This is a genomic window from Streptomyces sp. NBC_00503 (assembly GCF_036346895.1).
GTDB lineage: Bacteria > Actinomycetota > Actinomycetes > Streptomycetales > Streptomycetaceae > Streptomyces.
Map to the genome: position 1 here is coordinate 1396524 of NZ_CP107855.1, position 23433 is coordinate 1419956.

The following is a 23433-nucleotide window of genomic DNA, read 5'->3' on the forward strand; positions in this document are numbered from 1 at the left end:
CCCGGCAGCGTGTGCCGGGGCCCGCGCGGACCTGCTGCGGTCTAAAGGTGCGCGTAGACGTCGTCGAGGGAGATTCCGCGCGCCACCATCATCACCTGGACGTGGTAGAGCAGCTGGGAGATCTCCTCGGCGGCGGCTTCCTTGCTCTCGTACTCGGCGGCCATCCAGACCTCGGCGGCCTCCTCGACGACCTTCTTGCCGATGGCATGGACGCCCTTGCCCACGAGCTCGGCGGTACGGGAGGTGCTGGGGTCGCCATTGGCGGCCTTGAGCTGGAGCTCGGTGAAGAGCTCTTCGAAGCTCTTGGAAGGTTCGTTGGCCATGATGGTCCTCAGAATACGGGGTGCGTGGATACCGATCAGCGCCAGGGTTCGCTGACGGTCCGCAGCGTCATGGCGGTGGAGACGGCGGCGGTGACCGCTTCGTGTCCCTTGTCCTCGTTCGACCCCTCGAGGCCGGCGCGGTCCAGCGCCTGCTCGTCGTTGTCGCAGGTCAGTACGCCGAAGCCGACGGGGACTCCGGTGTCGATCGACACCTGTACCAGGCCCTGGGTGACGCCCTGGCACACGTAGTCGAAGTGCGGGGTTCCGCCGCGGATGACCACGCCGAGGGCGACGATGGCATCGTAACCGCGACCGGCCAGTACCTTCGCCACGACCGGGAGCTCGAAGCTGCCGGGGACGCGCAGCAGGGTGGGCTCGTCGATGCCCAGCTCGTGCAGGGCCCGCAGGGCGCCGTCCACCAGGCCGTCCATGACCTTCTCGTGCCACTGGGCCGCGATCACGGCGACTCGCAGGTCTCCGCAGTTCTTCACACTCAGTTCGGGTGCGCCCTTGCCGCTCACAGCTCTGCTCCTCGTTGCGTCAGTTGTACGTCGGTCGGTCTGGTCGGTGTTACTGGTTGCCGCAGGCGGAGGTGGTGGCCGCGTCCAGCCAGGGCAGGTCGTGGCCCATCCGGTCCCGCTTGGTGCGCAGGTAGCGCAGGTTGTGCTCGCCCGCCTCCATGGGCATCGGCTCCCGGTCGGAAACCTTGATGCCGCCCCGTACCAGGGCTTCCGCCTTGTCGGGGTTGTTGGTCAGCAGCCGGACGCTGTGGACGCCGAGGTCGGCGAGCATCTGGGCGCCGGCCGCGTAGTCGCGGGCGTCGGCGGGCAGGCCGAGCTCGAGGTTGGCGTCGAGGGTGTCGCGGCCGCGCTCCTGGAGCTCGTACGCGCGCAGCTTGGACAGCAGTCCGATGCCGCGGCCCTCGTGGCCCCGCAGGTAGACGATCACACCGCGTCCCGCGGCCTGGACCCGCTCCATGGCGGCGTGCAGCTGGGGGCCGCAGTCGCAGCGCTGCGACTGGAAGATGTCCCCGGTCAGGCACTCGGAGTGCATCCGGACCAGGACCTCTTCGCCGTCGCCGATCTCGCCGTGGACGAGGGCGACGTGCTCGACCCCGTCGACGGTGGAGCGGTAGCCGTAGGCCGTGAACTGGCCGAAGGAGGTCGGGAGGCTGACCTCGGCCTCGCGGCGGACGGTCGGCTCCGCGGAGCGGCGGTAGGCGATCAGGTCCTCGATGGAGATGATCGTCAGGCCGTGCTTGCGGGCGAAGGGGATCAGCTCGGGCAGCCGCAGCATGACGCCGTCCTCGCCGGCGATCTCCACGATGGCGCCGGCCGGGCGCAGCCCCGCGAGGCGGGCGAGGTCGACGGCGGCCTCGGTGTGGCCGTTGCGGACCAGGACCCCGCCGGACTTGGCGCGCAGCGGGAAGACGTGGCCGGGGCGGACGAACTCGCCGGGGCCCGAGACTCCGTCGGCCAGCAGCCTCAGGGTGGTGGCGCGGTCGGCGGCCGAGATGCCGGTGGTGACCCCGTGCGCGGCGCTCGCGTCCACGGAGACCGTGAAGGCGGTCTGCATGGACTCGGTGTTGTGGTGGACCATCTGCGGGAGGTCGAGCCGGTCCAGCTCGGGGCCCTCCATGGGGGCGCAGATCAGGCCGCGGCACTCGCTCATCATGAACGCGACGATCTCGGGGGTGGCCTTCTCGGCCGCGATGACGAGGTCGCCCTCGTTCTCGCGGTCCTCGTCGTCCACGACGACGACCGGGCGGCCGGCCGCGATGTCGCGGATGGCCTGCTCGACGGGGTCGAGCCGGAAGGACTCGGAGTCGCTCGCGTCGGGCACGGGCTTCAGGACGGGGTTCAGGGAGGTCATGCCGTTGCTCCTTCCAGGGCCGGGGCGGGGGTGGTGCGCGAGCGCTGGTACCAGTCGTAGGCGCCCCAGACGACGAGGGCGAAGTACACGACGTAGACGAGGCCGGAGAAGGCCAGTCCGCTGTTGAAGGCGAGGGGGACGCCGACCAGGTCGACGAGGAGCCAGGCGAACCAGAACTCGACCAGGCCGCGGGCCTGGGCGACCATCGCGACGATGGTGCCGACGAAGATGTAGGCGTCGGCCCAGGGGCTCCACGACAGGCTCGGGACGAGCGTGAACAGGCCTCCGACGGCCAGGGTCCCGGCGGCGGCGCCGGCCAGCAGCAGCCCGCGCTCCTTCCAGGTGGCGGTGCGGACGGCGATGGAGCCGTCCTGGGCCTTCTGCTTGCCGAGCTGCCAGGCGCGCCAGCCCCACACGGCCACGCCGATGACGAGGAGCTGCTTGCCGACTCCGCCCGCGAGGTGCGCGGAGGCGTAGGCGCCGACGAGGATCAGGCCGGACAGGAGCTGGGCGGGCCAGGTCCATATGGAGCGGCGCCAGCCGAGGGCGAGGGCGCCCAGGCCGATCAGGTTGCCGATCATGTCGGACCAGATGACCTTCTGGCCGAAGACCTCGAAGGCCTCGGTGTTGAGCCAGGTCAGGGCGCTCACTTCGACTCCCCCTCGGCGGTCGCCGCGTCCGTGGCCGACGGGTTGGCGGCCAGCGGGTTCACGCCGGCCGCGAGCAGGCGCTCCACGTACTTGGCGAGGACGTCGACCTCGAGGTTGACCGGGTCGCCGGCCCCCTTGATGCCGAGGGTGGTCAGCGCGAGGGTGGTGGGGATGAGGCTGATGGTGAACCAGTCGGCCGCGGCCTCGACCACGGTGAGGCTGACGCCGTCGACGGTGATGGAGCCCTTCTCCACGACGTAGCGGGAGAGGTTCGCCGGGAGCGCGATCCTGACCAGTTCCCAGTGCTCGGAGGGGGTGCGGGAGAGGATCTCGCCGGTGCCGTCCACGTGGCCCTGGACCAGGTGGCCGCCGAGGCGTCCGCCCAGCTCCATGGGGCGCTCCAGGTTGACCCGGGAGCCCTTGGCCAGCGCCCCGAGGCTGGAGCGGTTGAGGGTCTCCTGCATGACGTCGGCGGTGAACTCGCCTTCGGCGGTCTCCACGACGGTCAGGCAGACGCCGTTCACGGCGATGGAGTCGCCGTGCTTGGCGCCCTCGGTGACCACGGGGCCGCGCAGGCGGAAGCGGGAGGCCTCGGGGAGTTCCTCGACGGCGGTGACTTCGCCCAGTTCTTCGACGATTCCGGTGAACACTCAGTGCTCCTTGAGGGCGGTGTGGGAGGTCAGGACGGTGGGGACGGACTGGACCATCGGGACGGCGGTGACACGGATGTCCGTGCCGATGCGGACGGTCTCGGTGATCCGGAGCCGGAGCGCTTCGGCGAGGGTGCCGATGCCGGCATCGGCGAGGACGTTGGGGCCAGCGCCGAGGAGGACAGGAGCGAGGTAGCCGACGACCTTGTCGACCACGCCCGCGGCGACGAAGGCGCCGGCCAGGGTCGGGCCGCCTTCGAGGAGTACGGAGCGGACCCCGCGCCGGTGGAGTTCGCCGAGCAGGGCGTCCACGGAGATCCCGTACTTGTCGTACGGGAGCCGGGCGAGCTCGACTCCGGCCAGGTGGCGAATATCGGCGTCCTCGGCTACGGCCACCAGGGTCGGGGCGGCGTCGTCCAGCACCCGGGCGGTGGGCCGGATGGTGGCGTGGGTGTCGAGGACCACCCGCAGCGGCTGGCCGCCGGGGGTGACGCCGTCGGGTCCGCGCACCGCGAGGTGCGGGTCGTCGGCGCGCAGCGTGCCGGAGCCGACGACCACGGCGTCGGCCTCGGCGCGCAGCCGGTGGACGTCGGCGCGGGATTCGGGGCAGCTGATCCAGCGGCTGGTGCCGTCGGCGGCGGCGACGCGGCCGTCGAGGGTGGCGGCGTACTTCCACAGGATGTACGGGCGCCCGAGCCGTACGGAGGTCAGCCAGGGGGCGTTGCCCTCCTCGGCCTCCGCGCGCAGCAGCCCGGCCGCGGCGGTGATCCCGGCGGCGCGCAGGGTGTCGGCGCCGCCGCTGGCCTGCGGGTTCGGGTCGGGGACGGCGTAGAGGACGCGGGTGATGCCGGCCTCGATGAGCGCCTGCGCGCAGGGCCCCGTACGGCCGGTGTGGTTGCAGGGTTCGAGGGTGACGTAGGCGGTGCCGCCGCGGGCGGCGGGGCCTGCGGCGCGCAGGGCGTGGACCTCGGCGTGCGGGCCGCCGGCCCGCTCGTGCCAGCCTTCGCCCACGACGGTGCCGGAGGCGTCGGTGATCACGCACCCGACGACCGGGTTGGGGCTGGTGGAGCCGGTTCCGCGGGCGGCGAGCTCGATGGCCCGGGCCATGGCCCGCACCTCGAAGGCACGGCCGTCGCGGGCATCGCTGTCGGATGTGCCGCTGTCCTGCGCGTCGGCGTGTGTCGCCACCGGGTCCTCCTGCCTCATCGGGCACGGACTCCGGGGCCTGTCGGGATACGACAGATGAAGCGGGTTAGCACACGCGGGGACGCCGAGGCCGAAAACACGGTCCCTTCGCTCGCGCATCCCGAGGGATGTGCCGATGGAACCGCCGACGGCGGCGTACCGGTGACTGGCCCGCCGCGCACTGCCTCCCATCCGGACTTTAACCGTCGGTCCAGGAATTTCACCTGGTCAACCGGCCGCTGGATGCGGACGGGTCGCGGACTATACCGCCGGTTCGGAATTACACCGACCCCGGAGTGCGCTGCTACTGGTACTAGAGCCAGTGTGCCACGGGTGATCGGCAGCCATGCGAGTGAGTCAATGTGGCCTGGGTCACACATCGGCCATTCTCGAGCGATTCCATTGCGCCATCCGGCGGAGCCCTCCCGGCATCCGGACAGCCCGCGCGCGGCGCCTTCCCGCGACCGCCTTCGCGACCCCCCTCGCGACCTCCCTCGCGACCGCCTCGGCGACCCCCCTCACGGCCCCCCTCACACCCCCGTACGCCCCGGCCGCATCGGCCGCTTTGGTCCAGACCTATTGACGGGTTGGTCTAGTCCTCTTAACGTTCCCTTCATCTTCCCCGGGAGACAGCCCGTCAGATGTGCGCACGTCACGGGCCAACACGCACCACATATCTGCCTGTTGTGTCCTGCCATCCTCCCCTCCCCAGGAGGCACAATGCTGTCCCCCACACGGACGAGAGCCATGCTCCTGACGTCCGGCGCCGCAATCGCCGGACTGCTGGTCGCGGGCCTCTCGGCGGGCGTCTCGCACGCCGCCGACAACGAGTCCTGTCGCCCCGACGGTCTGTACAAGACCCCGGGCGTCGACGTCCCGTACTGCTCGGTCTACGACACCGAGGGCCGCGAGAAGATGGGCGCCGACCACCAGCGCCGCGTCATCGGCTACTTCACCGGCTGGCGCACGGGCAAGGACGGCACCCCCGCCTACCTGCCCAACAACATTCCGTGGTCCAAGGTCACCCACCTGAACTACGCCTTCGCCCACGTCGACGGCAACAACAAGATCTCGGTCGGCGCGGACAACGCGAACAACTCCGCCACCGGTATGACCTGGCCGGGCGTGGCGGGCGCCGAGATGGACCCCGCCCTCCCCTACAAGGGCAATTTCAACCTGCTCAACAAATTCAAGAAGCAGAACCCCAACGTCAAGACCCTGATCTCGGTCGGCGGCTGGGCCGAGACCGGCGGCTACTTCGGCGACGACGGCAACCGCGTCGCCTCCGGCGGCTTCTACTCGATGGCCACCAACGCCGACGGCTCGGTCAACCAGGCCGGCATCGACACCTTCGCGGACTCCTCCGTCGAGTTCATCCGCAAGTACGGGTTCAACGGCGTCGACATCGACTACGAGTACCCGACCACCATGAAGGACGCGGGCAACCCGCTGGACTGGCAGCTGTCCAACGCGCGGCGCGCCGGTCTGGTCAAGGGCTACGCGGCCCTGATGAAGTCGCTGCGCGAGAAGCTCGACCGCGCGGGCGCCTCCGACGGCAAGCACTACCTGCTCTCGGTCGCCGCCCCCTCCTCCGGCTACCTGCTGCGGGGCATGGAGACGTTCCAGATGCAGAAGTACCTGGACTACGTCAACGTCATGTCCTACGACCTGCACGGCGCCTGGAACGAGTACGTCGGTCCGAACGCCTCGCTCTTCGACGACGGCAAAGACGGCGAACTCGCCGCGGCCGGCGTCTACTCCACCTCCCAGTACGGCGGCATCGGCTACCTGAACACGGACTGGGCCTACCACTACTTCCGCGGCTCCATGCCGGCCGGCCGCATCAACATGGGCCTGCCGTACTACACCCGCGGCTTCAAGAACGTGCAGGGCGGCACGGACGGCCTGTGGGGCAAGGCCCCGGCCACCAACTGCCCGGCGGGCGCCGGTCTGACCAAGTGCGGCGACGGCGCGGTCGGCATCGACAACCTGTGGCACGACCTCGACAGCAACGGCGTCGAGGCCCCGGCCGGGTCCAACCCGATGTGGCACGCGAAGAACCTGGAGAAGGGTGTCGTCGGTGACTACGTCACCAAGTACGGCTTCCCGGCCGACACCAAGCTGACCGGCACCTACGTCCGCAAGTACGACTCCAACCTCGTGGCGCCGTGGCTGTGGAACGACCAGAAGAAGGTCTTCCTCTCCACCGAGGACGAGCAGTCCGTCAACGCCAAGGCCGACTGGGTGGTCAACAAGGGCATCGGCGGCACGATGGTCTGGGAGCTCGCCGGCGACTACTCGTACAACGCGGCCAAGGGCCAGTACGAGATGGGCGACACCCTGACGACGGCGATGTACGACAAGTTCAAGTCGGCCGCCCCCTACGGCGCCAAGCGCGCCACCATCACCATGCCGACCGAGGCGATCAAGGTCGACGCCGACTTCGGCGCCTTCCCGCTCGGCGACTCGAACTACCCGATCAGCCCGAAGCTGACGATCACCAACAACACCACGGCGACCCTGCCGGGCGGTACGGAGTTCCAGTTCGACTACTCCACCTCCGCGCCGAGCAACGCCAAGGACCAGTCCGGCTGGAACACCACGATCATCCGCAGCGACCACACGGGCAGCAACGCGGGCGGCCTGAAGGGCGACTACAACCGGGGCTCCCTGAAGCTCCCGGCCTGGCAGACGCTGGCCCCCGGCGCCTCGGTCCAGCTGGACTTCGTCTACTACCTGCCGACCTCGACCCCGTCCAACTGGACGGTGACCTTCGGCGGCAAGACGTACGGCATCGCCGGCGACCTGGCCCGCGGTACGACGGTGGTGGAGCCGGGCGGCGCGACGACCCCTCCCACGACCACCCCGCCGACCACGACCCCGCCGACCACCACTCCCCCGACCACGACGCCTCCCACGACCACTCCGCCGACCACGACGCCTCCGACGGGCGGCACCTGTGCCAACCCGGCCTACGTCGCGGGCAACGTGTACACGGGCGGGACGGTCGTCTCCCACAAGGGCCACAACTGGAAGGCCCAGTGGTGGACGCAGAACGAGGAGCCCGGCACCACCGGTGACTGGGGCGTCTGGAAGGACCAGGGCGCCTGCTGACCGGATAGGCGTCGGATGAAGGACCCCTGTTCCCAGTGGTTTCGGGGGAAGGCGTGAGGACCCGGTGGCCCGGCGGCCACCGGGTCCTCGTGCGTGCGCGTACGGGCACTTCGTACGCTGGTGCCGTGATCGCACATGTCACCGCCCCCGTCGCGGACTTCGAACAGCACCGGCCCCGGATGTTCGCCATCGCCTACCGCATGCTCGGTTCGGCCTCGGAGGCCGAGGACACCGTCCAGGACGCCTACCTGCGCTGGAGCTCGGCCGTCGACCGCGAACCCCCCGAACCCATCGAGCACCCCGGGGCCTGGCTCGCCAAGGTCGTCACCCGCCTGTGCCTCAACCGCCTCACCTCGGCGCGGGCCCGGCGCGAGGAGTACGTGGGCCCCTGGCTCCCCGAACCGGTCCTCACCGGGGAGGGCGCGCTGGGCCCGCTGGAGTCGGCGGAGCAGCGGGACAGCGTGTCCATGGCCCTGCTCGTGCTGCTGGAGCAGCTCACCCCGATGGAGCGCGCGGTGTACGTGCTGCGCGAGGCCTTCGCGTACGGCCACCGGGAGATCGCCGGGCTCCTCGACCTCACCGAGGCCAACTGCCGTCAGCTCTACCGGCGGGCCGCGGGACGGGTGAGCGCGGCGAAGGCCCCCGAGCGGCGGTTCCAGCCGGACCCGGCGCAGTGGCAGTCCCTGGTGGAGGGCTTCCTCGAAGCCGCGAACAGCGGGGACCTGGCCCGGCTGGAAGGGCTGCTGGCGGCCGACGCGCGGTTCGTGTCCGACGGCGGCGGCGTGGTCAGCGCGGCGCGGCGGCCGGTCGTGGGCCGGGGCAACGTGGCGCGGTTCCTGCTGGGCGTGCTGCGCAAGTACTCCGGCGAGCTGCCGGTCTCCTTCGCGGAGGTCAACGGGGAGCCGACGCTGGTCGTCGGCGGGGTCGGGGTCCTCCAGGTGGAGTTCGAGGACGGGCTGGTCCAGGAGGCGCGGGCGGTGATGAACCCGGCGAAGCTGGAATTCATCGAGCGGCAGCTGTCACATTCCTGAGGGCCGTCCGGTCCCAGCTGGTGAACGCATCGCCCGCCGAAAGGAACGGTCACCATGAGCACCATCCTCGTCACCGGAGGCACCGGAACCCTGGGCAGGCCGGTCGTGGAACGGCTGCGGACGGCGGGCCACGAGGTCCGCGTCCTGAGCCGGAGCGCTCCGGACTTCCCCGTCGACCTGCGGGACGGCAGCGGTCTCGACGCGGCGATGGCGGGCGCGGAGGTGATCGTGCACTGCGCGAGCAGCCCGCGCGGCGGCGACGACGTGGCGGCCGGGCACCTGATCCGGGCGGCCGAGCGGGCCGGGACGGTCGGGCACCTCGTCTACATCTCGATCGTGGGTGTGGACGAGGTCCCGCTCCCGTACTACCGGACGAAGCTGAAGGTGGAGCGGATGCTGGAGGCGTCGGGGCTGGGCCTGACGATCCTGCGGACGACGCAGTTCCACGACCTGGTGGCCCAGGCGCTGGCCGCGGCGGCGAAGCTGCCGGTGATGCCATTGCCCGCCGGGGTCAGCGGGCAGCCGATCGCGGTCGAGGAGGTCGCGGACCGGCTGGCCGCGCTGGCGTCGGGCCCGCCGGCCGGGCGGGTCCCGGACATGGGCGGCCCGGAGGTCCTCACCTTCGAGGAGGCGGCCCGCGCCTACCTCGCGGCGACCGGCAAGCGCCGCCCGCTCCTCCCGGTCCCCCTGGTGGGGAAGGTCTACGCGGGCTTCAAGCGGGGCGGCCACCTGACTCCGTCGCACGCGGTGGGCCGGGGCACGTTCGCCGAGTTCCTGGCCCGCCTTTGACGTTCCAGCCTCGCCAGGGGGTCCCCCCGGACGAAGTCTGGGGGAGTTTGAGGCGCGGGGTCTGGGGCGGAGCCCCAGGGAACGGTGGAAGGGCGGGTAGGGGACACGCCCCGCAGGGCCGACCACCCGCACCCGGCGTCAGGCCCCGAAGAGCGTCGCCTGCGCGGCCTCGCGGGCGGCCAGCCGGGCGCCCTGGAGCACCGCGGGATCGCCCAGGGTGCTCGCCCGGACCTCCATCGGGACCGGGCTCAGCACCGCGAGCCGGGAGGCGACCCGGGAGGCCAGCTCCGCACCGCCGGCGCGTCCGAGCTCCCCGCCGAGCACCACGCAGCCGGGGTCCAGGATCGCCGCGACCGCCGCCGCCCCGAGGGCGAGCCGCTCCGCCAGTGCGTCGAGGAAGGCGGGACCGGCGCCGCCCGCGACCGCCTCCTCGGCGGTCCCTTCGAAGCCGTGCTCCGCCGCGAGCGCGGCCACCGCCCCGCGCCCCGCCAGCGAGTGGAACCCGCCTTCGCAGTTCGTGGCCGAGGGCAGCCCGCCCGCGCCCGGCACCGGGAGGAAGCCGATCTCGCCCGCCCCGCCGGAGGCTCCGCGGCGCAGCCGGCCGTCGAGGACCACCGCCGCTCCCACCCCCGCGCTGAGCCAGAGCAGGACGAAGGAGTCCACGTCCCGGGCCGCTCCGAGGCGCTGTTCGGCCAGCGCCGCCAGGTTGGTCTCGTTCTCCACCACGACCGTCGCCGGCAGCCGCCGCTGCAGGGCCGCCACCAGGTCCCGGTGCCAGGCGGGCAGTCCGATGGTGCTGCCGAGTTCGCCGCTGCCCGGTGAGACCAGGCCCGGTGCGCCGATCACCACCGTGTGGAGCCGGTCCGCGCCCGCTTCCCGGGCGAGTTCCAGCAGGCGGTCGACGGCCTCCTCCACCGCGTCGACGGGCAGCGCCGCCTCGGCCAGCGGATTTCCGAGCAGGTCGGTGACGACCGCGGTCGCGCTGTCCACGCGTACGTCCAGCGCGGCGAGGTGCGCCCGCCGCGCGACGATCCCGTAGAGCCGGGCGTTGGGTCCGCGCCGCTGCTCGCCCGATTCGCCGACCACCTCGATGAGTCCGGCCTCGGTGAGGCGTTCCACCAGGTCCGCGACGGAGGGGCGGGACAGGCCGGTCAGTTGCTTGAGCTGCGGGGCCGTCAGCGCGCCCTCGTCCTGGAGCAATTGCAGGGCCAGCCGGTCGTTGATGGCCCGCGCCGTGCTCGGGGAGGCGGGGGACGGTGCGGTGGCGGTCAGGACCTTGGCAGGAGTCACGCGGCCCATCCTACGAGTTCCCGGGGTCTAACTATCAGGCAGGGTCCCTGATAGTTTACGTGTCATGACCGGGGAAACCGACCTCAGCCCGGCGCGACTGCGCCATGCCCGCTTCGCCATCGCCGCCGTCTTCTGCGCCCACGGCGCCGTCACCGGCTCCTTCGCCACCCGCATCCCGTGGATCCAGGACCACGCGCAGCTCAGCGCGGGCACCCTGGGCATGGCCCTCGCCTTCCCCGCCCTCGGCGCCGCGCTGACGATGCCGCTGGCCGGGCGGATCAACCACCGGCTCGGCGCCCGCACCGCCCTGCGGGTGCTGCTGTCCCTGTGGACCCTCGCCCTGATCCTCCCGAGCCTCGCCCCGAACCTGGCGACGCTCTGCTTCGTGCTCTTCGTCTACGGGGCCACCGCCGGCATGTCCGACGTCGCGATGAACGCGCTCGGCGTGGAGACGGAGAACCGGATGGGCCGCTCGATCATGTCCTCGCTGCACGGCATGTGGAGCGTGGGCGCCCTGATCGGCTCGGCCGCCGGCACGGTCGCCGCGCACACCGGCACCGACGCCCGCCTCCACCACCTGATCGCCGCGCTCGCCCTGACGGCGGCCGGGCTGGTCGCCGTACGGGGCGTGCTGGACCTGCGCACCGACACGGACGGCGAAGCTCCGCCGCACTTCGCGCTGCCCCCCAGGTCCGCGCTGTTCATCGGGGCGATCGGCTTCTGCGCGGTCTTCGCGGAGGGCGCGAGCATGGACTGGTCCGCGGTCTACCTGCGGGACGTGCTGCACACGGACGCCGGCCTCGCCGCCGCCTCCACCACGGCCTTCGCGCTCACCATGGCGCTCGCCCGGCTCGTCGGGGACAAGGTCGTCGACCGGTTCGGGGCCGTACGGACGGTCCGCGCGGGCGGGGCGCTGGCCACCGCGGGCGGGCTCCTCGTCGTCACGGTCCACCAACCGGCCGCGGCCCTGGCCGGCTTCGGGCTGATCGGGCTCGGCATCGCGGTGGTGGTCCCGCTGGCCTTCGCGGCGGCCGCCCGCAGCGGTCCGGCCCCGGCGCAGGCCATCGCGGGTGTCGCGACGATCACGTACACCTCGGGCCTGATCGCCCCGTCGGCGATCGGCGCGGTGGCGGACGCGACCTCGCTCGTGGTGTCCTTCGGGCTGGTCACCCTGCTGGCGTTCGCACTGATCCTGGGGGCGACCGTGCTGCGCCGACGGCCGGTGGCGGCGGGAGCCTCCACCGCGAACCAGGACGAACCTGCTGCTATCCGGCCGTAATATATCGCCTGGCCGCCTGCGGCCTCGTAGCTTGACCTGACCGACGAACGGAAGCGGTGGAACATGGGCCTCGGCGTGCGCTGGACCCTGCACGGAGACGGGCGGACCCCCGCCCCCGGCGCGGTGGTGCGGCCGGACGAGCGGCTGACCTGGCCGCGGACCGCCGGGCTGGGCGCCCAGCACGTCGTGGCGATGTTCGGAGCGAGCTTCGTCGCACCGGTCCTGATGGGGCTGGACCCGAACCTCGCGATCATGATGTCCGGTGTCGCCACCGTCATCTTCCTGCTCGCGACCCGCGGCCGGATCCCCTCGTACCTGGGCTGCTCGCTCTCGTTCGTGGGCGTGGCCGCGGCGATCCGGGCCAGCGGCGGGGACAGCGCGGTCGTCACGGGCGCCGTCTTCGTGGTCGGCGCGGCGCTCTTCCTGTCCGGTCTGGCCGTCCAGCGATTCGGGGCGCGGATCATCCACGCGGCGATGCCGCCGGTGGTGACCGGCGCGGTCGTGATGCTGATCGGCTTCAACCTGGCCCCGGTGACGGCCTCCACGTACTGGCCCCAGGACCAGTGGACGGCCCTGCTGACCATGGCGTTCACCGGGCTCGCCGTGGTGTGCCTGCGGGGCTTCTGGTCACGGATCGCGATCTTCCTCGGCCTGGTCTTCGGCTACGGCATCTCCTGGATCTTCGACCTGGTCTTCGGCAAGATCCACTCCCCGATGGGCGGCCCCGAGGCCGTGGACCACTGGCGGCTCGACCTGTCCGGGGTCGGAAAGGCCGACTGGATCGGCCTGCCGAGCTTCCACGCGCCGGCCTTCGAATGGTCGGCGATCCTGATCGCGCTGCCGGTGGTCATCGCCCTGATCGCGGAGAACGCCGGGCACATCAAGGCCGTCGGCGAGATGACCGGCGACCCGCTCGACGACAAGCTGGGCACGGCCATCGCGGCCGACGGCGCCGCCTCGATGCTCTCCACCGCGCTCGGCGGCCCGCCGAACACCACCTACTCCGAGAACATCGGCGTCATGGCCGCCACCCGGGTGTACTCGACGGCGGCCTACTGGGCGGCCGCCGGATTCGCCCTCCTCTTCGGCCTGTGCCCGAAGTTCGGCGCGGTCGTCGCCGCGATCCCCGGCGGGGTGCTGGGCGGGATCACCGTGATCCTCTACGGCATGATCGGCCTGCTCGGCGCGCAGATCTGGCTCAACGGCCGCGTGGACCTGCGCAATCCGCTGAACCTGGTGCCCGCCGCGGCCGGCATCATCATCGGCGTCGGCGGCGTCAAGCTGCACATCAGCGACAGCTTCGAACTGGGCGGGATCGCGCTCGGCACGATCGTCGTCATCACCGGCTACCACGCCCTGCGGTACTTCGCTCCGGCCCACATGAAGCAGCAGGAACCCCTGCTGGACGCGGGCACCTCGGCGTACGACGGCACGGACGGGAACCCTGCCGGGGAGCCGGGCGACAAGCGGGGTTGACGGAGTTTCGCCCGAACCGGCGAAGCGTACGGCCAAGTTCCCCTGATCCCGGCCCGCGGCTGCGACGCTGCCTGACATGGCCCCCATGGAAGCGGTGCTGGCGCGGATGCGCGCCCTGGACGAGCGGCTCCCCGAGCGGGACGGCGTCGCCGTCTTCAACCGGGTGTACCTCACGGTGACGCAGACGCTCCACGAGCGGATCGCGCACGGTGCGTTCCCCGCGCCGCGACGGGCGGAGACCCTCAGCGTCCGCTTCGCCGAGCGCTACCTGACGGCGGTGGAGGCGGACCGGGCCCCGGCCTGCTGGCGGCCGCTCCTCCAATACCGCCGCCACCCCGGGATCCGGCCGCTCCAGCACGCGCTGGCCGGGATCAACGCGCACATCGGCCACGACCTGGCGCTGGCGGTGGTCTCCACCTGCCACGTCCTGGACTGCGATCCGGCGGCGCTCGAAGCGGACTTCGACCGGGTCGGGGACCATCTGGTCTCCCTGGAGGAACACATCCGGGAAGAACTGATGCCGGGCCCCGACCTCCTCGAGATCGCGGACCCCCTGACCCACCTCCTCGGCGCGTGGAGCCTGGAACGGGCCCGCGCGGGAGCCTGGGCCTCGGCCCGCCTGCTGTGGTCGCTGCGCCGCTCCCCCGACCTGGCGGAGGAGTTCACCGAGTCCCTCGACGCGGGCGTAGGCCTGGTCGGCCGCTGCCTGCTGACTCCGACGGGCTGACGCAGACGGGCTGACTCCGACGGTCCGATACCCCGGTGCGAAGCTGCCGCCGCGCACATAGGCTCCGGCCCATGGCCAGCTTCACCACCCATCGGCTCCGCGTGCACGACACCTCCCGTACGCCGCAGCAGCGCTTCGCCGCGCTGCGCACGTGCATCACGGAGTTCGCCCCGTACGGTTTCCACGCGACCTACCACCACCTGTACCGCAGCGCCGGGATCCCCGTGGACCTGGAGGAGGATCCGCAGGCGCTGGTCCGGGCGGTGGAGGAGCTGCACGCGGCGCGGGAGGTCTGGCTCGCGGAGTTCCTGCCGTGGCAGGAGCGCCGCAAGCTCCAGAAGGCCGCCGGGGTCCGGCAGCCGGACCCGCCCGAGCCCCTGCGCATGCTCTACTGTCCGGACCCCGAATCGCATCCGACGGAGCCGTTGCCCACGGTCATGCCGCGCATCATGGGCGCCGCCCGCCGAAACCTCCAGGGTTGCCCGGTCTGCGAACGGGACGGCGGTACGAAGGAGTGGCGGGTCCCCCACGGCGTGTACCGCGGCCTCTGCGCGGAATGCGGAGTGCAGCTGGAGTACCGCTGGGAGCCCGATGCCCTGGTTGACGCGCCGAAGTCCCGGTGGAAGCTGATCTGGCGGCGCCGGGCATGAGGACGGGCCGCCCCCGCGCTCGCGCGCGCGGGGGCGGCCCGTGTCAGGGGGCCGGAGGGGTCGGGAACCGTCAGTCCTCCGGGAGTTCGACCGGGGCTATGTCGTCGTAGACGTCGCCGGGGCCGGGGTTGGTGGCGTCCGTGGCGCCGCCGAGCTGGTGCATGACGCCCCAGACCGCGTTCAGCGCCGTCTGGACCGCGCCCTCGGCCCAGCCCGCCGTCCAGGAGATGTCGTCGCCCGCGAGGAAGATGCCGCGCTTGTCCTCGGGGAGGCGGTCCTGCATGAAGTGGGTGAACAGGCGCCGCTGGTAGCGGTAGTGGCCCGGCAGGTTGGCCTTGAAGGCGCCCATGAAGTAGGGCTCGTTCTCCCACGACACGGTCACCGGGTTGCCGATGATGTGGCGGCGGATGTCGACCTTCGGGTAGATCTCGCCGAGGGACTTCAGCATGACCTCCATCCGCTCGTTCGCGGACAGCGGCAGCCACTTCAGGCTGTCGTCGCACCAGGTGTAGGACAGGCAGATGACGGCCGGCTTGTCGGGGCCGTTGTCCAGGAGGTACGTGCCGCGGGTCATGCGGTCCGTGAGGGTCATCGACATGACGTCGCGGCCCGTCTCCTCGTCCTTGTCCAGCCAGAAGGGGCGGTCCACGGGGACGAAGAGCTTGGAGCTCTCCATGTAGTGGGTGCGCTCCATCGCCGTCCAGTGGTCGATCGGGAAGAGCGAGTCGTCGCAGCTGATCTTGGAGAGCAGCAGCCAGGACTGGGCCGTGAAGATCGCCGCACGGTAGGTGCGGATGTCGCCCGAGGAGTCCGTGACCGTGATGCGGTTGCCCGCGGTGCGGTGCAGGCGCGTCACGGCCGGGCGGGGGGTGCCCTCGTGGAGGGTGGAGAGGGAGGTGCCCTGCGCCCAGTGGACGATCTTCTCGGGCTCGCGCTCCCACAGCCGCAGCGGGAGCTGCTGCGAGCCGCCGACGATGCCGCGGTGGTGGTCGTCGGCCTCGGTGTAGACGACGCGCAGGATCTCGAGGATCGAGTTCGGGAAGTCGGTGTCCCAGCCGCCCGTGCCGAAGCCGACCTGGCCGAAGATCTCGCGCTTGCGGAAGGACTTGAAGGCCTCGGACTTGCAGAGGAACCCGTAGAAGGTCTCGTCGTCGAGCTTCTCGACGAGCTTGGCCCAGATCTCGCGGATGCGCGGGACGTCCCGCTCGCGCATCGCGGTGTTCATGTCGGAGAAGTCGGCACCCTCTTCGAGGCAGGCGTTCCACGCGGCGGACACGTCGCGGTAGACCTGCGGGAGGTCGGCGATGGTCTCGGCGTAGTGGGTCTCGCCCTTGAGGTCGACGACCGTCGAGGGAGTGGCCGGGGAGAGCGGGTTCGGGAAGGGCTCCGTGACCAGGCCGACGAGGTCGATGTAGTGCTGGAGGGCGGTGGATGACGGCGGGAAGCGCATGGCGCCCATCTCCGCGGTCAGCTCCTCGGTGCCCGCACCCTCGAAGCCCACCGTGCGCAGCCGGCCGCCGATCTGGTCGGCCTCGTAGACGACGGGCTTGAGGCCCATCTTCATCAGCTCGTACGCCGAGATGATGCCGGACAGTCCGCCGCCGATGACCGCGACCTCGGTGCCGTGCTCGGTCGCCGGTATCTGGCCGAGGCCCGCCGGGTGCGCGAGGAAGTCGTCGTACGCGTAGGGGAAGTCCGGACCGAACATCGTGATCGGCGGCTGACCGTCGCTGTGCGGGACGGCGGTGGTGGGCACCGTGGACGTCATGGGGTACGACTCCTAGCGGGGTGGGGCAGGGGGAAAGAGGCTTGGAGGGCCCGGCGGGACCGGGCGGGAGGCTCAGACGAGCGAGGCGTACAGGCCGGGGCGGCGGTCCCGCAGGTACGGGTTGGTCTCGCGCGAGACCCGCAGCAGTTCGGGGTCGGCCTCGCCGATCACCATTTCCTCGCCGCGCCCGGCGCGGGTGCGGGTGACCCCGTCGGGGCTGGCCAGGCAGCTGAGCCCGACGAACTCGAACTCGCCTTCCGGGCCGGTCCGGTTGACGTACGCGATGTACATCTGGTTCTCGAAGGCCCGTACGGGTACCAGCTGTTCGGCGACGAACTGGAAGGGGTGCATCTGCGCCGTCGGCACCAGGAGGAGGTCGGTGCCGGCCAGCGCGTGCGCCCGTACGTTCTCGGGGAACTCCACGTCGTAGCAGATCATCAGGCCGATCCGCAGTCCGCCGAGGTCCGCCTGGACGACGGGGACGTCTCCGGGGGTGAAGGCGTCCTGTTCGAAGCAGCCGAAGAGGTGGGTCTTGCGGTAGTTCGCCAGCCGGTCGCCGTCGGGGCCGATGAGCTGGGTCGCGTTGTAGACGGTGTCGGCGGCTGTGCCGTCCCGCTCGGGGTAGCCGTAGAGCACGGCGACACCGTGGCGGCGGGCGATCTCGCCGATGGCGCGGGCGGACATGCCGTCGGCGAGTTCGGCGAGCCGGGCGATGTCCGCGATCTCCAGCGCGTAGCCGGTCAGGAACATCTCCGAGGTCACGAGGAGCCCGGCCCCCGCCTGTGCGGCGCGTGCCGCGGCCTCGTCGAGCGCCTTCAGGTTGGCGGCGGTGTCGCCGAGCCGTCCGGAGCTCTGGAGGAGGGCGGTGCGCAACGGGGGCATGGACGTACCTCTGTGGCAGGAGGGGTGGGGGTCATAAGACGGTACGTTCGCGCGTTCGACCCCGACAAGCCGTGACCGTTGCGCTCCGCGCATCGATTCGTTGCGTCTTGCGGGGCGGACCCGGCGATTCGTTGCGCGGGCGTTGTACGGACCCCGCGCGGGCGCCTTATGAGGCCCCGACCCAGCCCCTACGAGGCCTTGCGGAAGGCCGGGTCCGCGCTGAGGCGGCGCAGGTCTTCCAGGATGTCGGGGGTGTGGTTGGACACCACCCGGCCGCTCCAGCCGTCACAGAGGGCGGGGACGGTGAGGGGGCCGTCGTGGTGGTGTCCGGAGGCCTCGTAGGCGCGGCGGAGCGCCTGGTGCCCGGCGCTGTCGGTGCGGGTGTCGCTGTCACTGTCGGTGCTGGAGCCGAGGACGGTCACGGCGACGGCGTCCCGGAGCCCCGGTTCGGCGAGTGCGGCGGCGACGCCTCGGCAGTGCGGACAGTCGTCGGCGGCCAGGAAGACCCGGTACCGGTGCGGGACCGGCGAGAACCCGGCCCCGATCCGCCCGCGCAGGCGTGCCTGGGGCTGGGGCTGGGCGTGCGTCGGGGCAGGGCTCTGGACATGGGTCTGCACAGGGGTCTGGGACACGGTTCTCCTCCGGCTGCCTGCATGGGTACGTACGCGCGTGCTCGGCGGGGTCTAGGAGGCCGGGGCCGAGGCGCTGCAGACGCGGAGGAGATCGATGTGCAGACGGCGGGTGAGCCAGGAGCGGCGGAGGGGCGCGGGTGGCGTGATGAGCTGATCCACCGGGTCCCCCTCATTGTCCGCGGCCCCGTTAGGCTGACGTTGGCAGTCTCATGGCACCGCCCTGAGGCCGTCAAGAGTGCCCGCATGATGGAAGGAAGCTCCGCCCATGTCCGCCCAGTTCCGGCCCGGAAGCGTCCTCGACAATCCCGTCTGGGCCGCGCTCGACGGCCCGCACCGGGGCTTCGCCGAAACCGGCCCCGCCGGGCTCGCCGCCCGCTACGCCGCGGGCGTGTCCCCCTTCGCCGCCCTCTGCGATCCCGAGGACCCGCACGCCTGGGAGGATCTGGCCGCGCTGGTCGGGCCCGGCCAGGAGGTCTGGGTGACCGGGCTGCCGACCCCGCCGCCCGGCTGGGAGACCCTGCTGTCGATACCGGGCGTGCAGCTGGACGGGCGGCCAGTGCGGGGCAAGGAGGATTCGGAGGCGGTCCTGCTGGGGCCCGCCGACGTGCCGGAGATGCTCGAGCTGGTGGCGCTGGCCAAGCCCGGCCCGTTCGGCGAGCGCACCGTCGAGCTGGGCACGTACCTCGGGATCCGCAGGGGCGGCCGGCTCGTCGCGATGGCCGGGGAACGGATGCGCCCGCCGGGCTGGTCGGAGATCAGCGCGGTGTGCACGCACCCCGAGCACCGCGGCCAGGGGCTGGCCGGGCGGCTGATCCGCGCGGTGGTGGCCGCCGTGGAGGGGCGCGGGGACAGTCCGTTCCTGCACGCGGCCGCGCAGAACACCTCGGCGATCGCCCTCTACGAGGCGATGGGGTTCACCCTGCGCCGGGAGCCGTTCTTCATCGGGCTTCGCACTCCCGACACGAAGGCTTGACACCGACACGAAGGCTTAACACGGATCGGCCCTGCGGGCGTTGCGGCCCGGCCCCCTCTGACCTAGCGTCGGAAGAACGACCGGAAGGGGGTGGCAAGGGCATGACCGTACGCACCGGGGGTGACCCCGTCACCCCCAGCCGCGCCGTGCACCTGCACTCCCGCGCGCACATCGACCTCCAGCGGGTCGCCGCCTCCCTCTGTCGTTCCTGATCAGCGTTCCGCGTTCCGCGGGCCGCGATCCGCGCGCCTTTCGCCGCGCCGGTCGCCGGCCCGACCGCCCGCCTGATCAGGAGGCAGCTCCGCCATGCCCGCTCACCGTTCGACCGACCCTTCCGCCTCCCCCGAGATCCGTCTCGCCGTCGCCCTGGACGGCGCGGGCTGGCACCCGGCCGCCTGGCGCGAGCCGGGCGCCGACGCCGGCCGGCTGTTCACCGCCGGGTACTGGGCCGCGCTGGTCGCCGAGGCCGAGGCCGGCCTGCTGGACTTCGTCACCTTCGAGGACTCGCTCGGCCTCCAGTCCACCGATCCGGCCGGGCCCGACGGCCGCACCGACCTGGTGCGCGGCCGGCTCGACGCGGTCCTGGTGGCCGCCCGGGTGGCGCCGCTGAGCCGGCACATCGGGCTGGTGCCGAGCGTGGTGGCCACGCACACCGAGCCGTTCCACGTCTCCAAGGCGCTGGCCACCCTGGACCACGTCAGCCGCGGGCGTGCCGGTCTGCGCATCCAGATCTCCGAACGACCGGACGAGGTACGCCACTTCGGGCGCCGTGCGGCGGGAGAGGGCGCCGCCGTGCTGTACGGGGAGGCCGCCGACCACGTGGAGGTGGTGCGGCGGCTGTGGGACAGCTGGGAGGACGACGCCGAGATCCGCGACGTGGCGACGGGCCGCTTCGTCGACCGGGAAAAGCTGCACTACATCGACTTCGAGGGACCCCATTTCAGCGTCAGGGGTCCCTCCATCACCCCGCGGCCGCCGCAGGGCAGGCCGCCGGTCAGCGCACTCGCCTCGGACGCCGCCGCGTACCCGTTCCTGGCCCGGACCGCCGACATCGGCTACGTGACCCCGCGCACCGCGGACGAGGCCCGCTCCGCGGCCGCCGCGCTCCCCGGACTCCCGCACGTATTCGGCGAGTTGACGGTGTTCCTCGACGAGAAGCCGGCGGCCGCGGAGCGCCGGCTGCAGCGGCTGGACGCCGCGCACGGGGCCGCGTACACCAGTGACGCCCTGGTCTTCGCGGGCACCCCGGCCCTCCTGGCCGATCTGCTGCTGGAGTGGCACGGGGCCGGGCTGACGGGCTTCCGGCTGCGGCCGGGGGTGCTCGCGCACGACCTGCCGGCGATCACCCGCGGCCTGGTCCCGGAACTGCGGCGCCGCGGGGTGTTCCGCAGCGCGTACGAGGCCTCCTCGCTCCGCGGCCTGCTGGGGCTGGAGCGCCCCGCGAACCGGTACGCCGCCGCGCCCGGGGCCACCCGCACGCCCACTCCCGCACCCACTCCCGCCCCGGCCCCCGCCCCCGCATCCGCATCCGCATCCGCATCCGCCTGACCCCGTCCGGAAGGACCACAGCCATGAGCAAGCCGCTCAAGCAGATCCATCTCGCGGCGCATTTCCCCGGGGTCAACAACACCACCGTGTGGAGCGACCCGGCCGCCGGAAGCCATATCGACTTCGATTCCTTCGTCCACTTCGCGCGTACCGCCGAGCGCGCCAAGTTCGACTTCCTCTTCCTCGCCGAGGGCCTGCGCCTGCGCGAACAGGGCGGTGAGATCTACGACTTGGACGTGGTCGGGCGGCCCGACACCTTCACCGTGCTGGCGGCCCTGGCCGCCGTCACCGAGCACCTCGGGCTGACCGGCACCATCAACTCCACCTTCAACGAGCCCTACGAGGTGGCCCGCCAGTTCGCCTCCCTCGACCACCTGTCGGGCGGCCGGGCCGCATGGAACGTGGTCACCTCCTGGGACGCCTTCACCGGGGAGAACTTCCGGCGCGGCGGGTTCCTGCCGCGCGAGCAGCGCTACGAGCGGGCCCGGGAGTTCCTGGCCACCGCGCACGAGCTGTTCGACTCGTGGGACGGCGGCGAGGTCCTCGCCGATCCGGTCTCCGGGGAGTTCCTGCGGGACGCGGGCGCGGGGGCCTTCGCCCACCGGGGCGAGCAGTTCGACATCTCCGGCCACTTCAACGTGCCGCGCAGCCCCCAGGGGCGGCCCGTCGTCTTCCAGGCGGGCGATTCGGACGAGGGCCGGGAGTTCGCGGCGGCCGGTGCGGACGCCATCTTCGGCCGGCACAGCACGCTGGAGGCGGGCCGCGCGTTCTACGCGGACGTCAAGGGGCGCCTGGCCCGCTACGGGCGCACCCCCGACGAGCTGAAGATCCTGCCTGCGGCCACCTTCGTGCTCGGCGACACCGATGCCGAGGCCCGGGAGCTGGCCCGCGAGGTGCGGCTCGAGCAGGTCAGCGGGGCGACAGCGATCAAGTACCTGGAGCACGTGTGGAACCGGGACCTGTCCGGCTACGACCCGGACGGGCCGCTGCCGGAGATCGACCCGGACCCCGGGGAGAACACCATCGCGCTGGGACGGGCGAGCGTACGCCTGAACCGGGATCCGGTGGCCGTCGCGCGGGAGTGGCGCGAGCTCGCGGCCGCCCGCGGGCTGTCGATCCGGGAGCTGGTGATCGAGACGACCGGCCGGCAGTCCTTCGTCGGCTCGCCCCTGACGGTCGCGCGGGAGATCGACAACCTGGTCCAGCAGGACGCCGCCGACGGCTTCATCCTGGTCCCCCACCTGACGCCCGGCGGCCTGGACGGCTTCGCCGACACCGTCGTCCCGCTGCTCCAGGAGCGCGGGGTGTTCCGCGACGAGTACCAGGGGCCGACGCTGCGCGACCACCTCGGTCTCGCGGCTCCGCGCCCCCGCCCCCTGGCCCACGCCCACCACTGAGGAGACCCCCATGCCCGCCACCGTCCCGCTCGGGATCCTCGACCTCGTCCCGATCCCGTCGGGCTCCACGGCCGCCGAGGCCCTGCGGAGCACCGTCGACCTGGCCCGGCAGGCCGAACAGTTCGGCTACGCCCGGTACTGGTTCGCCGAGCACCACCTCAATCCCGGGGTCGCCGGGTCCTCCCCCGCCGTCGTGGTGGCGCTGACCGCCTCGGCGACCACCTCGATCCGGATCGGCTCGGGCGCGGTCCAGCTGGGGCACCGTACGGCCCTGTCCACGGTCGAGGAGTTCGGCCTGCTGGACGCGGCCTTCCCGGGCCGGATCGACCTGGGCCTGGGCCGCTCGGCGGGCGGCCCGCCGCAGCGCCCGGCCGGGGAGCCGGCGCGGGCCCACACGACGGAGAACGGGCTGCGCATCCCGGAGCCGTTCTCCTTCGCCCATCTACGGGGCCACCCGCGCGTGCTGCTCCAGCAGCGGCTGCTGCATCTGCCGGGGGCCGAGTCCGAGGAGTACTCCGGGCAGGTGGCCGACGTACTGGCCCTGCTGCGCGGGGAGTACCGCTCGCCGGAAGGGGTGGAAGCGCACGCCGTGCCCGGGGAGGGCGCCGAGGTGGAGGTGTGGGTGCTGGGCAGCAGCGCCGGGGTGAGCGCGGAGACGGCCGGGGCGGGCGGGCTGCGGTTCGCCGCGAACTACCACGTCAGCCCGGCGAACGTGCTGGCGGCGGCCTCGGCGTACCGGGAGGCCTTCAAACCCTCGGCCGGGCCGGGCGGGCTGGACCGGCCCCACCTGAGCGTCTCCGCCGATGTGGTGGTGGCGCCGACCGACGCGGAGGCCCGGGAGCTCGCCGCCGGGTACGGGCCGTGGGTGCACAGCATCCGCACGGCCGAGGGCGCGATCCCCTTCCCCTCCCCGGCCGAGGCCCGGGAGCTGGTCCGGGGCTGGTCGGCGACGGACCACAAGCTGGTCGCCGACCGGGTGGAGACCCAGTTCGCGGGGTCCCCGGCCACCGTCGCCGACCAGCTGGAGCGGCTGCGCGACGCGACCGGCGCGGACGAGCTGCTGATCACCACGATCACGCACGACCACGCCGACCGGGTGCGTTCGTACCGGCTGCTGGCCGGGGAGTGGGCCCGCCGGGGGTACCTCGGGCGCTAGTGCTGTGGCCGGCTCGGCGCCCCGGCTTTCGCACCGGGCCC

The 23433-nt window shown here is 72.3% G+C and carries 22 protein-coding genes and 1 riboswitch; of the genes, 12 read left to right on the forward strand and 10 right to left on the reverse strand.

Annotated features, from left to right (window positions below; genetic code table 11):
- Nucleotides 1-41 precede the first annotated feature (41 nt).
- The 6 genes from OG490_RS06495 to ribD are packed head-to-tail and all read right to left on the reverse strand — an operon-like array spanning nt 42 to nt 4602.
- Entirely contained in the window at nt 42-323 is a 282-nt protein-coding gene (locus OG490_RS06495; RefSeq protein WP_330295321.1) for a phosphoribosyl-ATP diphosphatase, read from the reverse strand.
- A 35-nt stretch (nt 324-358) separates the two neighbouring features.
- Entirely contained in the window at nt 359-844 is a 486-nt protein-coding gene (gene ribH / locus OG490_RS06500) for a 6,7-dimethyl-8-ribityllumazine synthase (protein WP_007262951.1), read from the reverse strand.
- Between the two features lie 49 nt (nt 845-893).
- Entirely contained in the window at nt 894-2195 is a 1302-nt protein-coding gene (locus tag OG490_RS06505) for a bifunctional 3,4-dihydroxy-2-butanone-4-phosphate synthase/GTP cyclohydrolase II (protein ID WP_330295322.1), read from the reverse strand.
- Nucleotides 2192-2845: a nicotinamide mononucleotide transporter family protein gene (locus tag OG490_RS06510; RefSeq protein WP_330295323.1), complete on the reverse strand. Its 654-nt coding sequence runs from the start codon at nt 2843-2845 to the stop codon at nt 2192-2194. The genes OG490_RS06505 and OG490_RS06510 overlap by 4 nt, the downstream gene beginning before the upstream one ends.
- Complete coding sequence (locus tag OG490_RS06515; protein WP_330295324.1) at nt 2842-3495, reverse strand: riboflavin synthase; 654 nt, start codon at nt 3493-3495, stop codon at nt 2842-2844. The genes OG490_RS06510 and OG490_RS06515 overlap by 4 nt, the downstream gene beginning before the upstream one ends.
- Entirely contained in the window at nt 3496-4602 is a 1107-nt protein-coding gene (gene ribD / locus OG490_RS06520; protein WP_330300808.1) for a bifunctional diaminohydroxyphosphoribosylaminopyrimidine deaminase/5-amino-6-(5-phosphoribosylamino)uracil reductase RibD, read from the reverse strand.
- Between the two features lie 252 nt (nt 4603-4854).
- Nucleotides 4855-4984, reverse strand: a riboswitch (FMN riboswitch).
- A gap of 416 nt (nt 4985-5400) precedes the next feature.
- On the opposite strand from ribD, the gene OG490_RS06525 reads away from it, so the two are divergent.
- The 3 genes from OG490_RS06525 (at nt 5401) to OG490_RS06535 (ending at nt 9614) form a co-directional block, all read left to right on the forward strand.
- Nucleotides 5401-7794 (forward strand): chitinase C-terminal domain-containing protein, encoded by a 2394-nt coding sequence (locus tag OG490_RS06525; RefSeq protein ID WP_330295325.1) that lies wholly within the window; start codon nt 5401-5403, stop codon nt 7792-7794.
- Between the two features lie 125 nt (nt 7795-7919).
- A complete protein-coding gene (sigJ, locus tag OG490_RS06530) occupies nt 7920-8825 on the forward strand; it encodes an RNA polymerase sigma factor SigJ (protein WP_330295326.1) in 906 nt (301 codons plus the stop codon).
- Between the two features lie 54 nt (nt 8826-8879).
- The gene (locus tag OG490_RS06535; protein WP_330295327.1) at nt 8880-9614 is read left to right on the forward strand and encodes an SDR family oxidoreductase; all 735 of its coding nucleotides are present in this window, start codon (nt 8880-8882) and stop codon (nt 9612-9614) included.
- A 138-nt stretch (nt 9615-9752) separates the two neighbouring features.
- Here the strand turns inward: OG490_RS06535 and OG490_RS06540 are convergent, their stop codons facing one another.
- The gene (locus tag OG490_RS06540; RefSeq protein WP_330295328.1) at nt 9753-10913 is read right to left on the reverse strand and encodes an ROK family transcriptional regulator; all 1161 of its coding nucleotides are present in this window, start codon (nt 10911-10913) and stop codon (nt 9753-9755) included.
- Between the two features lie 55 nt (nt 10914-10968).
- Between OG490_RS06540 and OG490_RS06545 the strand changes: the two genes are divergently transcribed.
- From OG490_RS06545 to OG490_RS06560, 4 genes are all read left to right on the forward strand, one after another.
- Nucleotides 10969-12183 (forward strand): MFS transporter, encoded by a 1215-nt coding sequence (locus tag OG490_RS06545; protein WP_330295329.1) that lies wholly within the window; start codon nt 10969-10971, stop codon nt 12181-12183.
- 63 nt (nt 12184-12246) lie between these two features.
- A complete protein-coding gene (locus OG490_RS06550) occupies nt 12247-13659 on the forward strand; it encodes a uracil-xanthine permease family protein (protein WP_330295330.1) in 1413 nt (470 codons plus the stop codon).
- A gap of 76 nt (nt 13660-13735) precedes the next feature.
- Complete coding sequence (locus tag OG490_RS06555) at nt 13736-14386, forward strand: DUF5995 family protein (protein ID WP_330295331.1); 651 nt, start codon at nt 13736-13738, stop codon at nt 14384-14386.
- Nucleotides 14387-14457: 71 nt separating this feature from the next.
- Nucleotides 14458-15036, forward strand: coding sequence for a hypothetical protein (locus tag OG490_RS06560; protein ID WP_330295332.1), 579 nt, complete (start codon nt 14458-14460; stop codon nt 15034-15036).
- Nucleotides 15037-15106: 70 nt separating this feature from the next.
- Here OG490_RS06560 and OG490_RS06565 read toward each other — a convergent pair whose 3' ends face one another.
- The 3 genes from OG490_RS06565 to OG490_RS06575 all read right to left on the reverse strand — a co-directional run bounded on the left by OG490_RS06565 (nt 15107) and on the right by OG490_RS06575 (nt 18318).
- On the reverse strand, nt 15107-16804 hold the full coding sequence (locus OG490_RS06565) for a flavin monoamine oxidase family protein (RefSeq protein ID WP_330295333.1): 1698 nt from the start codon (nt 16802-16804) through the stop codon (nt 15107-15109).
- Nucleotides 16805-16876: 72 nt separating this feature from the next.
- Entirely contained in the window at nt 16877-17686 is an 810-nt protein-coding gene (locus OG490_RS06570; RefSeq protein WP_330295334.1) for a carbon-nitrogen hydrolase family protein, read from the reverse strand.
- 188 nt (nt 17687-17874) lie between these two features.
- Nucleotides 17875-18318: a hypothetical protein gene (locus tag OG490_RS06575; RefSeq protein ID WP_330295335.1), complete on the reverse strand. Its 444-nt coding sequence runs from the start codon at nt 18316-18318 to the stop codon at nt 17875-17877.
- Nucleotides 18319-18583: 265 nt separating this feature from the next.
- Between OG490_RS06575 and OG490_RS06580 the strand changes: the two genes are divergently transcribed.
- The 5 genes from OG490_RS06580 (at nt 18584) to OG490_RS06600 (ending at nt 23392) form a co-directional block, all read left to right on the forward strand.
- Nucleotides 18584-19291, forward strand: a complete 708-nt coding sequence (locus tag OG490_RS06580; RefSeq protein WP_330295336.1) for a GNAT family N-acetyltransferase — start codon at nt 18584-18586, stop codon at nt 19289-19291.
- Nucleotides 19292-19392: 101 nt separating this feature from the next.
- Nucleotides 19393-19503 carry a putative leader peptide gene (locus tag OG490_RS06585; protein WP_330295337.1) on the forward strand — a complete coding sequence of 37 codons (111 nt, stop codon included), beginning with the start codon at nt 19393-19395 and terminating at the stop codon, nt 19501-19503.
- 94 nt (nt 19504-19597) lie between these two features.
- The gene (locus OG490_RS06590) at nt 19598-20839 is read left to right on the forward strand and encodes an LLM class flavin-dependent oxidoreductase (protein WP_330295338.1); all 1242 of its coding nucleotides are present in this window, start codon (nt 19598-19600) and stop codon (nt 20837-20839) included.
- Between the two features lie 23 nt (nt 20840-20862).
- On the forward strand, nt 20863-22236 hold the full coding sequence (locus OG490_RS06595; RefSeq protein WP_443065763.1) for an NtaA/DmoA family FMN-dependent monooxygenase: 1374 nt from the start codon (nt 20863-20865) through the stop codon (nt 22234-22236).
- Nucleotides 22237-22246: 10 nt separating this feature from the next.
- Nucleotides 22247-23392, forward strand: a complete 1146-nt coding sequence (locus tag OG490_RS06600) for an LLM class flavin-dependent oxidoreductase (RefSeq protein WP_330295339.1) — start codon at nt 22247-22249, stop codon at nt 23390-23392.
- The last annotated feature ends 41 nt before the right edge of the window (nt 23393-23433 follow it).